Here is an 11,786-nt window from a genome sequence, read left to right on the forward strand (position 1 = left end):
AATATTTGAAGAAACGTACTAAATCCATTATTGTGGGCACTCAATCACTAAGGAACATTCATGAGCAGTGCAGTTGTATTTCAAATCCAATCAATTCTTATTTATTCGATGATGGTTTTTGGTATCCTAAAAAGAAAGAACAGGAAAATTCACGTTCCTACAATGACAGCTGTCCTGATTTGGGATGTTATTTTAATTCTGCAAATTGAACTTTCTCGCGGGGCCGTGGAAAAGGCGTCTAAAGCGATCGTAAATCCTATGCTCTTAAACATTCACGTGAGTTTTGCCGTTCTTTCAGTTGTGTTCTATATTTTACTAGTTATCACTGGAAGAAAACTTCTCGCAGGCGAAAACCAAATCAGAGGACGCCACCGCCTTTTTGGCTGGACGGCCTTCGCTCTTAGAACTTTAACTCTTATCACTAGCTTTTTTGCAGTGGCACCAAAGTAGGAATTTATGGCATTTGAAAACGTAAAAAGTATTATCAAAACTGGTCTTCCTGACGCTCACGTTGAAGTTCTCGACATGACAGGAACAGCTGACCATTTAGACATCGTGATTATCAGTGACTCTTTCAAAGGGAAGATGCTGATTCAACAGCACCAGATGGTCATGGACTTATTAAAAGAAAGTTTAAAGGCGGACATTCACGCCGTTCAATTAAAGACAATGGATTATGCCACAGCTGAAAAACGCGGCATTAAGCTATAATCAATCTTAGGAGATATATATGAGTAACCCATTTGAAGTTGTCCAAGGTCTGGCGATCGAAGAAACAGACAAAAGTTTAGACATCAACACACGTATTAAAAACCTTATTTCAGCAAGCCCGATTTTCCTTTTCATGAAAGGGACACCGGATATGCCACAGTGTGGATTCTCTGCTAACGTTATCAGAATTCTTAATCACTACCATGTAGGATACAAGACATTTAACATTCTTTCAGACATGGATATCAGAGAAGGCGTAAAGCAATTCTCTAACTGGCCGACTTACCCACAACTTTACGTTAAAGGGCAACTGGTTGGCGGAAACGATATCATCACTGAGCTTATGCAAAATGGTGAACTAGAAGACATCTTAAAAGTTAACTAAAAATAAAAAGGCCCTCGAAAGAGGGCCTTTTTTTTAGGCTTCAATTAAATCTTGTTCTATTTCTTTGATCAATTCATCCAGGTCAAACGGCTTCGAAAAAAACTTCTTCGCTCCTGCTCTCACTGCATCTTCTGTCGATACATCTGCTTGTCCTGAAACGAAAAAGAAAACAGGTTTGTTGTTCATCTTATTGACGTGCGAAAGCACGGCCATCCCGTTACCGTTAGGCATTTTATAATCAGAAACGACAATATCAACGTGTTGAGCATCAAGGATTTTAATGGCATCGTTTCCACATACAGCAGTTACCGTTTGGTAGCCACAGTAGCGAAACTCTTCTTCCATTAATTCTAAAATATCTGGTTCATCATCAACGATGAGGACCATTAAGTTCTTTCTATCGACCATTAAACTATTATAGTCGAAAAGAGCGCGTCAAATCTTAATTTTTTCTCGTTTTTTGTATAAATAAAATAAAAGTGTTGCAAAAAGCGAAGAAAGTAAGATCAGGCTTATATTATTAAAAATAAAATAAAGCGTGTAGGCCATTCCTCTGATCATGGCGCGTAATGTCTCATGCTTATAGATTAGTAAGGCGTACTTAGGGGCCGTATCATAATAAAAGCTTATGAAGGCCTTCCCTAAATAAGACTTCGCGAGAACCGCATCTCTGAAATGTCTAAAGTAAGAAATTACGTAATGGTCTTCTCCGAACCCTGCTGTTAGTAAGAAGCAGCCTTCTTTTTTAAGTAGTTCCTGAATCTCAAGCGGAGTCTCACTGCCCGCAGGAGACACTACTGTTGCGATGTTATAAAGATTCACCATCACCACAGAGAGAAAGGTCTCTACTCCGTTTTCCAGATTAGTGACAGTCAATTGACCTGAGGTTGAATAAGGATACTCCGTAGAAGTTAAACTCCCACCAGCATTCAAGGCCGTCACAATAGGCTCATCATCAATCGCTGATCCAGGGTTAGTGCTTCCAAAACTAATAACACGAACCGCTTTAGGGTTTGTGATCCCCGCACTTCCACTGTACTCAAGAATAAGTCTCTTATCCCCTGGTCTGGTTTTAGTAATATCCAGAGTCACCTGATTTTTTGTATAGACCTTATTGCTCATATTGAGTTGAAAATAAATACCGTTATTATAACCTGCTGCTGAAGGCGTAATAGTCGTCCCCACTGGCAGAGACGTCGGAACAGTATCGTTTAAGAAAAAGTAAGCTGTGAACGTTTTTTCAGTTCCAGAGGTTGAAGTAAAAGAAGAGCAATCGACTCCTGATTGATCACAAAATTCTTTAACCGAAACCGGGAATGTAACATCCAGGTTTGTCGTTCCGTTATAAGTGCTAGAAGAAAAAGTGACGATCTTATAATTGTTAGAGTTGTCTTTAAGTGCAACGTAAATATAAAAAGGATTTGTTACTGTTAAAGCATTTACATAGAGAGGAAAATTGATCTTTTGACTAGTGCTGGTCACATCAAAAAGTGTTCCAGCATTTTTATCGATAAAATACTTGGCTTCATCAGCTGCACCTGCCAAAGGTCCATCCATCGGCACATAAACTTTTGCCGGAGAGGCTTCTGCAGTCCCGTCACCGCTTGGCTCAGCTGAATTGATGACAAATGCTGATCCAGTCGTTTGGCCGGTCACAACTAGTTCATTATTTGTATTTAACCTGATTGTGGTTGCAGCTCCGGCAAAAAGCTGGGCCGACCAAATCAAAAGAAGTGATGAAAGGATGTGTTTTCTCATTGAAAAATTATCCCCTTATTAGAAGTGCATCGTCAACGAAGTAGTCGAAAAAATGCTTTGATTTCTTCCAATAAATTCTATAGGTTCTCTCTCATGGAAGATTTTTTAGTCAACATTAACGGCACTCTTTTAAAAGGCCCTGAAGCCAAGATCTCCGTCTTTGACCGAGGCTTTCTCTACGGCGACTCAGTCTACGAGGCCACTCGCACTTTTAATAAAAGGCCCTTTAGAATTGACCAACACATCGACCGCCTGTTTTTATCAGCTGAAAAAATCTCACTGGAACCCACTTACTCCAAAGAAGTTATTCTGAGCGAAGTCTTAAAAACCATCGAGGCTGCACCTTTTAAAGACGCTACAATCAGGATTGTTCTGACCCGCGGAACTAACAGCGATCTCGGGCTAGACCCCGCACTCTCAGGCCCTAACAACCTAGTAGTCTTCACTAAAGAAATTAAGCCAAACCCCGCTTGGTGGATTACTGACGGAGTCAGCATGATCTTTTTCCAAAAAAAGATTGAGGCCTCAGGCTCACTACCAAAAACCGGAAATTATCAAGAAAACATCCTCGCCAACCGCGAGGCGACATCACGAGGAGCTTACGACTCCTTTATGATCAATACACATGGCCATGTCACCGAGGGCACTACAAGTAATGCCTGGGTCATTAAAAACAATATTCTCTTTACTCCGCCGCTGGCCGACGGAGTCCTGGACGGGTTAACCCGCAAGGCCCTATTGGAAATGGCAAAGCGTCAAATGCTCCCCCTCCCTCTAGTGGAAAAAAGTTTAACTAAAGACGACTTCTTGAGTGCAGATGAATGCTTTATTACCAGCACAACGCGAAACGTCGTGCCAGTTACCAAGATCGAGTCACACCTGATTGGAAATGGAAAACCAGGTGCATTAACTCTGAAGCTCCTTGAGCTTTACCTCGAGTTTGTAAAGTAGTTGCGTTTTTAAAATTGACATGACTTAAAGGAACCTGTATTACTTACGGACGTAATTTTATTAAAATCACAACGAACTAATTGTTGAAGTTGTTAAAAAGCTAATTATTTAGGGGCAGTTCATGGCAAGAAGTACTACAGGAAAAAGCCGTTTCAAAATCCAAAGATCACTAGGAATTGAACTTCCAGGACTTGGAAAAGCAGGCGCTTTAGAAAGAAGACCTTATGGTCCAGGTCAACACGGAAACAAGAGAAAGAAAATCTCTGACTTCGCTGTTCGTCAAAAAGAAAAACAAAAACTTAGATACCACTACGGACTAAGAGAAGGTCAATTAGTTAACTACGTAAAGAAAGCTAAAAAAGACAAATCTCGTGCGTGGATGGATTCACTTCTAATCACTCTTGAAAGCCGTCTTTCAAACGTAATCTTCAGACTTAACTGGGCACCGTCAATGCTTGCAGCAAACCAAATGGTTTCTCACGGACACGTTGTAGTTAACGGAAAGAAGATCAACGTTCCAGGATACACAATTAAAAAAGGTGACGTTATCACTCTTACAGACAGAGGATACGCTTCTCTTAACTTCACACAAGCTCAGGCAACTCCAAGACTTCCGTCTGTTCCAGCTTGTTACTCAGTAGACGCGAAAACTGCGAAGGTTGTTGACCTTCCACTTCCAAGCGACATTCCATTCGAATACGCTGGTCAGTTAGTAACGGAATTCTACTGGAAAGTTAAACCATAGTTTTTATTGGTTTTATTCCATGAAATACAAAAAAGCCTCCGGAAACGGAGGCTTTTTTTTTGCCTTTCCTTAAACCTGGCAACAGGGCGTATCCCAACCCATTCAGTCAGATACTAAAATTCTCATACCGATGCCCTATTCTTCCGAAAAGCCCGAAGGATTTGTTTAACTTTAGGGATGGTTATGAAACAACTGACGTCACTTCTTGTTCTTATCACACTTTTGATTGCTGGATGCTCAACTCCTTCGTGGAATACACACTCACAAAGATCAATCGCCAGTGAACATCTTTCGAAGTTTGATGGAAAAGAACCAATTGCTAAGGGCGTATTGGAACTTTTAAACGAAGAGCAGAATCTGCATAACAAAGATTTGTGGGGGGCCAATGCCTTCGCTTCAAATATTGCTCCCGAATACATTCCTGAAAACAATCCGAAGTTTCCACTTCCCTACTATTTAGTTCCGGCCGAAGATGCAAAGTTTCTTCAAGCGGACTCTCTGGATAAACGTGTTTCAAAACAGCTGATGATGATGGTTGATGGAAAAAAATATTTTAAACTTTTTGTTCACCCGGAATCAGAAGCTCACTATGAATTTATGAGAGGAACTTATAAATATGTTTCTCAGGATGAAACTGAATTTACAGCTTCACCGACATCGAGTTACCGCTCGCTTGTTGTGTGGGATCACAGTGATTTAAAAAACAAACCTTTTATCGCCAAAGTAAGTCTTGATAAAAACGTTATTGGAAGTATCGACCGTCTGGTAAGTGAAAATGAAGTTGAGCGCTCAGTGGCCAACCAAAAGGTGTTCGACCGCATTGGTTTAGAAAAACTCAATGAGATGAATGTAAAAGTTTTCCCGGAAAGTGCTGGTCTAGTTATGGGCAAAGAGCTCCCAGGTGCTCCTGAAAAACTAGGAGGCCAGCTCATCCGTGAAATCCCGGATGAAGTAGTGAACTCAAAGACCAAATGGCTTTCTTTTTCTGCGTTAATGAGCCCGAATAAAAAACCAAAACCATTAATCATGGATGTTATCAAGGCCAGTGGAATGGATTCATTCACCTTCTTTGAAGAGTACATGATTAAGAGCTATATGAAGATGTTTGAAAATCTTTCTCTAAAATCGGGAATGAATTTTGAGCCTCACTCACAAAACTTATGTTTTGAAACAACGATGGATTTAAAACCAACTGGTAAATGGGTTGTGCGCGACTTCGGTGGCGTCTGGCCGGATGTCTTTACGATGGCCAAAAATAATGGCCCGGTTGATGTTTACATGGAAAACACAAACGTAAAAAAATATAAACTCCGCGGTGGACGCTCTAACTACATCAGCAGTTACGTTTTCTTCTATAAGAGACAGGTCTTCGATATGATGCTTTCTCAAGTGGCCATGTACGATGAAACGATGACACAAAAGAAAATGGCACAGCTTAAGGCGATGATTGATACTGCTTTTATCAAGCAGATCAACTCTTACCTGGGACTGAATTTAAAAACTGTTCCCAACATGAACGACTATAAAGTGATTGAAGAACTGGTGATCAATGAAACCAGAATGCCCGAAGAGATGCCTAAGAAACCACTTGCTGAATCAGCTAATTTAAAAGAGTTCATCCTGAAGAAACAGGAAAATGAAGAATGGATCAGCATGGCCAAAGTTAAAGGTAAAACTGAGTTTTTCCTGACTGACCACGGGGTTTATGAAGTGCAAAAAGGTAAAGTCGTTGGCATGGCCTTCTTTAATGCCCAGGAAAAAGAGGAGTACAAAAAAGGCACAGGTTTTGTGCTGAAACTTAGTACCCAAATCCCGGTGAAACCATTAAACTGCTGGGGTCTATTAAAGACCTTTTTCTAGAGGACATTATGCTCAACTACCGCTTTCTAAATAACGGCAAGCCAGTGCTGGTGATGCTTCATGGGCTACTGAGTTCACTGGATACATTTATCCCTCTGATCCCTACACTCTCTGAGCATTTTTCTGTCTTATTAGTTGATCAGCGCGGGCACGGAGCTTCAAAACCAGAAGGCCACGACTATACCGCTGATGCCATGGCACGCGACTTAAAAGGGCTTCTAGATCATTTAGGAATTAAAAAAATCACTCTCCTTGGTCACTCAATGGGTGGCAGAACTTCACTGATGTTTGGAAAACTCTATCCTGAGATGGTTGAAAAAATGATCATTGAAGATATGGGGATTCATCAAAGGCAGCCTCGCTCTCCAGAGCACGATCAGGAAAAAACTGAAATCGCCAAAAAAGCAGAAGTTGAAAGTCTTCTCTTTGACAACAAAGACGATATCTTCACAATCATCTCTCCCCTTTACTCGTACGCCGCTGATTTGATGAAAACAAAAGTAGTGGAAAGAGACGGCAAGTATGAGCTTAAATTCTGGCCTCACGTTTCTGTTCTTTATGGTTACCAGGGAAATTACTCTGATCTCACCTCTGCTTTAACACAGACAATCTTCCCGGTGCTTTTTATCAATGCAGATCCGGCAGTTGGCTCTGCTCTTACTCCGACTTGTATTGAGCACATTAAGACTCACATCCCACGTGCACAGATGTATGAAATCCCAAAGTCTTGGCATAACATTCACAAAACTCACCCAAAAGAGTTTTGCGAAGTCGTTATTAAATTCCATAAAGGTGAAAAGATTTAATCTTGTCTTGCGCGGATCTTGCTTGAAGAAAGACTTCTATACGGATGATCTGGAAGAATAATAATTTCCAGTTTTGGATTTATGGCCTTCACTTTTTCAATCTGAGGTCCGTAGTCGTTTGTCTCAAAATCTCTTGGGGCCACATAAATTTTAGTCAAAGCATTGAGTAATACTTCTGGTTCATGCCACTTGAGAATGTTCATAAAGGAGTCGTCCCCCATCAGGAAATTCTTTTGTGCGATCTTAACTTTAGGCAGCCAGTTTGATGTCGGATTTGGTTTATTACGCCCGAAAAATCCAGGGTAAACAGAGTATGGCGTGTCTTTTAAAGTCAGGCATAGGTGCATGAAATCATCGTAAGGATTCATCTTTTCTTTGAGTTCTTTGTGGGGATTGCAATCAGGCACGATCACGATGTTTTCTTCCGGACAAAGCTCTAAACAGGCCATGTGCCCCGGATGAAAAGGAAAAAAGCTTCCACCAAAAAAAGTCACACTGTCTTTGATTTCATGTTTAAGGATGTCTTTTTTAATGTGCCCTTTAGGAGTTGAAGAAAGCACCGGCATGAACTTAAAGAAGTCTCCAAGCGAGATCAGAAGATTAAGCTGATCAAGTTGTGAGAGATCATCTAATTTATAAATATCACACCACTCATCATGGTGTTCTCCACCCAAGTGAGCGCTGTCTAATTTAACTTCCAGTGAGTTTCTAAACTCAAGTGGGTAAAGGAGCTGCATTACCTAAAATCCTTATTCGAAATCACGGTCCATCACCGTCTTTCTGCCTTCCATGCGCGCCTTTTGGACCGCACGGTCCGTGTGCCTTCTCACGATACTTGAGAGAGCTTCCATCACATTGGCAGACGTGTTCATGTCGTACTTGTCTTTAATATATTGTTTAAGCTTGGAAGCGACAATGAGAATATCTTCTTCGTTAGCGGCCCCAACTACTTCTGCTCCACTTGCAGTTGCCGGTTTATTTGAAACGATCACTCTTCTTGGAGCTGAATCATCACTTGCTGGATTATAGTCTTCTTTTCTTGGGGAGCGGTTTTCTTCTGCCCACGAACTCTTGTGATTCATCACCGGATTATGTAGGTTCCAGCAGTCTACTGAGCAAAAAACCAGCTTGCGGCAAGTGCTGACGTTGCAGGCCTGGTAAATGGTATTAAAGCCGATTTCTTTCTTGCAACTTCCGCATTTTCTCCAATAGGTCAATTCCGACACTTTTAAGCTCCTTCTCGAATCAATTTCGTGTTAAACTGATTTTAACATGAATTTTGAAACCGAATATAAAAACATCCGCTTTTTGATTTCACTCGAGCAAGAGAACTACACCGACGTCTCTCTTCTCATGGGTGATAAATTTAATCGACTTCCCAATCAGACAATGATCGAGATTAAAAAAGGCCAGCTCGCCCCTTACAATCTGGTCATTACTTCAATTCAGGATGATGAGGAGTACACTCACTACCTGAGCGGGATCCTACTGACGAGTAATAAAGAAGAACTTTTGGAAGAGCTTGGTTCATATCTTGAACAAGAACATATACTGGATGACATTGTGGCCAAGAGAGTGCGCTACGCTGTCTCACCCGGTCCCATCTGGAAGCAATAACAAAGCACAAATAAAAAAGGCCTCTTTCGAGGCCTTTTCTTTTATTAAAACTATCTACACTGAGTAGAGCTTAATACGATTCTTTCAACCCAAGTTACGTCCCCTTGGAAAGTTGCTGCTTCATCATTTGTGTTAGCAGCTGAGATCGTAAGAGAGACATCTTTGTCTGTTTTTCTGTCGTAGTACTGGATCCATCTTGTTCCAAATCTTGTTTGGTACTGGATTGAACAGTTAACACCACCGTTTGGTACAGGGTAACAAACTTGAACTGGCTCTTGGTATTGGCAAGATTCAGTTGTTTGTCTTCTTTCAGAATCAGTTACAGTTGTTGCAACAGTTCCTTTTAGGTCAACTGGCTGTCCAACTGTATTTGAGTTGTAAGCAAATGATCCGTTTGACGGGATTGATCCATCTGGAATGTTGAACTCATATTTTTCATCGCTGTCGTTGTTTAAACGAAGAGTGATTTTCTTTTTAGTGTTAGCTTTAATGTCTGCAGAGTATGTCCCAACTCTTAGCGTTCTTAAAACACCTTTTGTTGTTTTAATTTTTACGTCTTTGTTAACGTTAAGTTGTCCTTCGATCTTTTCACAGCCAGCAAATAAAAGCGCAGCCGCGACTAATGGTAATAATGTTTTCATGTGGAATTCTCCTGAGTGGTAAAAAATTCAATACCTTGAACTTATCGCGCCTTGGGTGATTGGGCAAATTCCTGGTAAAGATGTAAGGTTTTAAATAAAAGTCCTGTGTTAATTCATAAAAAACGGTGACATTCTGGCCCCGGCTCACCTCTAAACCCCAGTAAGTATGCGAACCTATAGAATTTACAAGCTTGGTTGAAACGAATGGTCATCGAGGCTATACCCCTCATACATATTTTTTGGGGAATCCACACATTCATCATGAGGGGCTACTATATGAAATTATCTAAAAAACTAACAAGCGTGGCGCTTTTAGCTATGTCGGCATCATCAGTTATGGCCAGTGAAGCCACTGATAAAGACTTCGCTCAGCTTTTGGCCAAGTACAAACTAGACGCAAAAGAGCAGTCGTATTGTTACACAGATGAAAACGGAAAACTTCAAGGCTCAAACGTAGACACAAAGGTACGTTTAGCTTCAGTTACAAAATTAATTACAACTCTTTGGGCGGTTGAAGAAAAAGGTCCAAACTACCGTTACGATACAAAACTTTATATCAAAGGAAATAACCTGCACATTCAAGGGTCTTTCGATCCTTTCATGAGCAACGAAAAAATGCTTTTCCTTATCTCTCAGTTAAACACTCTAGGGTACAAGCACTTTGATAAAATCACTTACGATAAAACGATTCAAATCTTCCCGAACGCTCAGGTTCACACGGACCCATACCCTCTTATTACAAGAGACTCTAACGGGAAGAACATTAAGCTTTATTTCAACACAGACTCTTGGTCAAAAGTGTTTAGAGCAGAATACGATCGTCTAGCTTCTCTAGCTAAAAAAGACCGTTTCTTAAAATCTGTTGATATGAGCGCAGACGCTGTTGAGTTCTCAGAGAAAAACCCTCTGGTAGAAGACATCAACAATGTTCCGGAAGATGTTAAAGTTTTAACTCTAACTTCTCCAGCTCTTTATAAATACCTTAAAGAAACAAACGTTAAGTCGAACAACTACTCTTCTCACACCATCTTCCTTGATCTTGGTGGAGCAGCTAAGTTTGAGAAATGGGTTGCAGATAAGTTCAGTATCACAACTGATAAGTTAAAACTGTGGAATGGAAATGGTCTTCCAACAGTTATTAACGGAAAAAGATACGACAACTACGCAACTTGTGCAGTCATGGCCGAGCTAATTGAAGCTCTAAAAGAGTCATCTGAAAGACAAGGAAAAGAAATTGAAGACGTGGTTGCAGTTCCAGGAAGTGACGCCGGTACATTTGCTAACCGTCTAAACTCAAGTGACCTAAAAAACACTTTCGTAGCGAAGACTGGTACGTTAATGCACACATCGACTCTTGCTGGGGCGATGAACACGCAAAAGGGATACAGCTTCTTTGGTATCTTCAACCAGACGACAGACATCACAAGCGCAAAACAAGTTCAAAACGCGATGGTAAAGTCTCTAATGGATGAAATGAGTGGTCCAAAAACATTTGGTTACCAGGTAGAAGGTTTCCACGCTTACGACAACAACGAAAATGTTAAGAACTTCAACATTATCGATGAAGAAGAAGCTACTGACTTCAGCTCTATCGAAGGATCTCTTCAGTAATATAAGTTAAAACAAAAAGGCCCGCAAAATGCGGGCCTTTTTTATTTCTACTGTTTTCTTTTTTCTCTGATAAATTCAATCACGGCCGGAAGAACCGAAATCACAATAATTGCAATCATCACGATCTTGAAGTTCTCTCTGACGAATGGAAGGTTCCCGAAGAAGTATCCCAATGGGATAAATGAGAACACCCATAAAACTGCTCCCACCACATTGTAAGTCATAAACTTCTTATAAGTCATTTCCCCGATCCCTGCCACAAAAGGAGCAAAGGTGCGGACGATAGGAATAAAACGCGCGATAATAATTGTTTTTGCCCCATACTTCTCATAAAAGGCCTGGGCCTTAAGCAAGTGGGCCTTGTTAAAAAATTTTGAGTCGTCTTTATAGAAAACTTTCGGGCCGATATACTTTCCAATGGTGTAGTTCACACTGTCTCCAATAATCGCCGCGGCCAGAAGTGACAGCGAGATCGTCCAGAAATCAAATGACCCACGGGCGGCAAAAGCACCGATCGCAAAAAGCAGTGAATCTCCCGGAAGAAAAGGAAGAACGACGACACCGGTTTCACAGAAAATAATCATAAAGAGAATTAAGTAAGTCCAGGCATGATACGTTTGGATCAAATAATCCAGGTGGACTTCAATGTGTAGAATGAAGTCGATGATGGCGTGAATGAATTCCATGAAGATTCCTGTTGG

15 protein-coding genes are annotated in these 11,786 nt (G+C 40.9%); 9 read left to right on the plus strand and 6 right to left on the minus strand.

Features of this window, described 5'->3' with window-relative positions; genetic code table 11:
- Window positions 1-60 precede the first annotated feature (60 nt).
- From C0V70_RS12165 to grxD, 3 genes are read left to right on the plus strand one after another with little or no spacing between them, the layout of a single operon-like run.
- Window positions 61-450 (plus strand): hypothetical protein, encoded by a 390-nt coding sequence (locus C0V70_RS12165; RefSeq protein WP_102244133.1) that lies wholly within the window; start codon window positions 61-63, stop codon window positions 448-450.
- 6 nt (window positions 451-456) lie between these two features.
- A complete protein-coding gene (locus C0V70_RS12170; protein WP_102244134.1) occupies window positions 457-711 on the plus strand; it encodes a BolA/IbaG family iron-sulfur metabolism protein in 255 nt (84 codons plus the stop codon).
- A gap of 19 nt (window positions 712-730) precedes the next feature.
- Window positions 731-1,096, plus strand: a complete 366-nt coding sequence (gene grxD, locus C0V70_RS12175) for a Grx4 family monothiol glutaredoxin (protein WP_102244135.1) — start codon at window positions 731-733, stop codon at window positions 1,094-1,096.
- Between the two features lie 33 nt (window positions 1,097-1,129).
- Here grxD and C0V70_RS12180 read toward each other — a convergent pair whose 3' ends face one another.
- Both C0V70_RS12180 and C0V70_RS12185 read right to left on the minus strand, forming a co-directional pair.
- Window positions 1,130-1,504 (minus strand): response regulator, encoded by a 375-nt coding sequence (locus tag C0V70_RS12180; RefSeq protein WP_102244136.1) that lies wholly within the window; start codon window positions 1,502-1,504, stop codon window positions 1,130-1,132.
- Between the two features lie 27 nt (window positions 1,505-1,531).
- Complete coding sequence (locus C0V70_RS12185) at window positions 1,532-2,854, minus strand: CFI-box extended C-terminal domain-containing protein (RefSeq protein ID WP_102244137.1); 1,323 nt, start codon at window positions 2,852-2,854, stop codon at window positions 1,532-1,534.
- A 93-nt stretch (window positions 2,855-2,947) separates the two neighbouring features.
- Between C0V70_RS12185 and C0V70_RS12190 the strand changes: the two genes are divergently transcribed.
- The 4 genes from C0V70_RS12190 to C0V70_RS12205 all read left to right on the plus strand — a co-directional run bounded on the left by C0V70_RS12190 (window position 2,948) and on the right by C0V70_RS12205 (window position 7,216).
- The gene (locus tag C0V70_RS12190) at window positions 2,948-3,805 is read left to right on the plus strand and encodes an aminotransferase class IV (protein ID WP_102244138.1); all 858 of its coding nucleotides are present in this window, start codon (window positions 2,948-2,950) and stop codon (window positions 3,803-3,805) included.
- 121 nt (window positions 3,806-3,926) lie between these two features.
- A complete protein-coding gene (gene rpsD / locus C0V70_RS12195; RefSeq protein ID WP_102244139.1) occupies window positions 3,927-4,550 on the plus strand; it encodes a 30S ribosomal protein S4 in 624 nt (207 codons plus the stop codon).
- 183 nt (window positions 4,551-4,733) lie between these two features.
- Window positions 4,734-6,410, plus strand: coding sequence for an IucA/IucC family protein (locus C0V70_RS12200; protein ID WP_158649665.1), 1,677 nt, complete (start codon window positions 4,734-4,736; stop codon window positions 6,408-6,410).
- A gap of 8 nt (window positions 6,411-6,418) precedes the next feature.
- A complete protein-coding gene (locus C0V70_RS12205; RefSeq protein WP_102244141.1) occupies window positions 6,419-7,216 on the plus strand; it encodes an alpha/beta fold hydrolase in 798 nt (265 codons plus the stop codon).
- Here the strand turns inward: C0V70_RS12205 and C0V70_RS12210 are convergent.
- Window positions 7,213-7,953, minus strand: a complete 741-nt coding sequence (locus tag C0V70_RS12210) for a nicotinate-nicotinamide nucleotide adenylyltransferase (protein ID WP_102244142.1) — start codon at window positions 7,951-7,953, stop codon at window positions 7,213-7,215. The two genes, C0V70_RS12205 and C0V70_RS12210, sit on opposite strands and share 4 nt — an antisense overlap.
- A 12-nt stretch (window positions 7,954-7,965) precedes the next feature.
- On the minus strand, window positions 7,966-8,442 hold the full coding sequence (locus C0V70_RS12215; RefSeq protein ID WP_102244143.1) for a hypothetical protein: 477 nt from the start codon (window positions 8,440-8,442) through the stop codon (window positions 7,966-7,968).
- 46 nt (window positions 8,443-8,488) lie between these two features.
- Here C0V70_RS12215 and C0V70_RS12220 point away from each other — a divergent pair, with 46 nt between their 5' ends.
- A complete protein-coding gene (locus C0V70_RS12220; protein ID WP_102244144.1) occupies window positions 8,489-8,833 on the plus strand; it encodes a hypothetical protein in 345 nt (114 codons plus the stop codon).
- Between the two features lie 50 nt (window positions 8,834-8,883).
- Here the strand turns inward: C0V70_RS12220 and C0V70_RS12225 are convergent, their stop codons facing one another.
- A complete protein-coding gene (locus C0V70_RS12225) occupies window positions 8,884-9,474 on the minus strand; it encodes a hypothetical protein (RefSeq protein ID WP_102244145.1) in 591 nt (196 codons plus the stop codon).
- Window positions 9,475-9,750: 276 nt separating this feature from the next.
- On the opposite strand from C0V70_RS12225, the gene C0V70_RS12230 reads away from it, so the two are divergent.
- The gene (locus C0V70_RS12230; protein WP_158649666.1) at window positions 9,751-11,085 is read left to right on the plus strand and encodes a D-alanyl-D-alanine carboxypeptidase; all 1,335 of its coding nucleotides are present in this window, start codon (window positions 9,751-9,753) and stop codon (window positions 11,083-11,085) included.
- 47 nt (window positions 11,086-11,132) lie between these two features.
- Here C0V70_RS12230 and C0V70_RS12235 read toward each other — a convergent pair whose 3' ends face one another.
- Window positions 11,133-11,771 (minus strand): DedA family protein, encoded by a 639-nt coding sequence (locus C0V70_RS12235; RefSeq protein WP_102244147.1) that lies wholly within the window; start codon window positions 11,769-11,771, stop codon window positions 11,133-11,135.
- Between the last annotated feature and the right edge of the window lie 15 nt (window positions 11,772-11,786).

It is taken from the genome of Bacteriovorax stolpii (assembly GCF_002872415.1).
GTDB lineage: Bacteria > Bdellovibrionota > Bacteriovoracia > Bacteriovoracales > Bacteriovoracaceae > Bacteriovorax > Bacteriovorax stolpii.

What these genes read in the sequence shown, in the direction of transcription:
- C0V70_RS12205 (WP_102244141.1), top strand. Translation starts at nt 6,419, where the DNA reads ATGCTCAACTACCGCTTTCTAAATAACGGCAAGCCAGTGCTGGTGATG.
- C0V70_RS12190 (WP_102244138.1), top strand. Translation starts at nt 2,948, where the DNA reads ATGGAAGATTTTTTAGTCAACATTAACGGCACTCTTTTAAAAGGCCCT.
- C0V70_RS12230 (WP_158649666.1), top strand. Translation starts at nt 9,751, where the DNA reads ATGAAATTATCTAAAAAACTAACAAGCGTGGCGCTTTTAGCTATGTCG.
- grxD (WP_102244135.1), top strand. Translation starts at nt 731, where the DNA reads ATGAGTAACCCATTTGAAGTTGTCCAAGGTCTGGCGATCGAAGAAACA.
- C0V70_RS12200 (WP_158649665.1), top strand. Translation starts at nt 4,734, where the DNA reads ATGAAACAACTGACGTCACTTCTTGTTCTTATCACACTTTTGATTGCT.
- C0V70_RS12220 (WP_102244144.1), top strand. Translation starts at nt 8,489, where the DNA reads ATGAATTTTGAAACCGAATATAAAAACATCCGCTTTTTGATTTCACTC.
- C0V70_RS12235 (WP_102244147.1), bottom strand. Translation starts at nt 11,771, where the DNA reads ATGGAATTCATTCACGCCATCATCGACTTCATTCTACACATTGAAGTC.
- C0V70_RS12225 (WP_102244145.1), bottom strand. Translation starts at nt 9,474, where the DNA reads ATGAAAACATTATTACCATTAGTCGCGGCTGCGCTTTTATTTGCTGGC.
- C0V70_RS12185 (WP_102244137.1), bottom strand. Translation starts at nt 2,854, where the DNA reads ATGAGAAAACACATCCTTTCATCACTTCTTTTGATTTGGTCGGCCCAG.
- C0V70_RS12180 (WP_102244136.1), bottom strand. Translation starts at nt 1,504, where the DNA reads ATGGTCGATAGAAAGAACTTAATGGTCCTCATCGTTGATGATGAACCA.
- C0V70_RS12210 (WP_102244142.1), bottom strand. Translation starts at nt 7,953, where the DNA reads ATGCAGCTCCTTTACCCACTTGAGTTTAGAAACTCACTGGAAGTTAAA.
- C0V70_RS12170 (WP_102244134.1), top strand. Translation starts at nt 457, where the DNA reads ATGGCATTTGAAAACGTAAAAAGTATTATCAAAACTGGTCTTCCTGAC.
- rpsD (WP_102244139.1), top strand. Translation starts at nt 3,927, where the DNA reads ATGGCAAGAAGTACTACAGGAAAAAGCCGTTTCAAAATCCAAAGATCA.
- C0V70_RS12165 (WP_102244133.1), top strand. Translation starts at nt 61, where the DNA reads ATGAGCAGTGCAGTTGTATTTCAAATCCAATCAATTCTTATTTATTCG.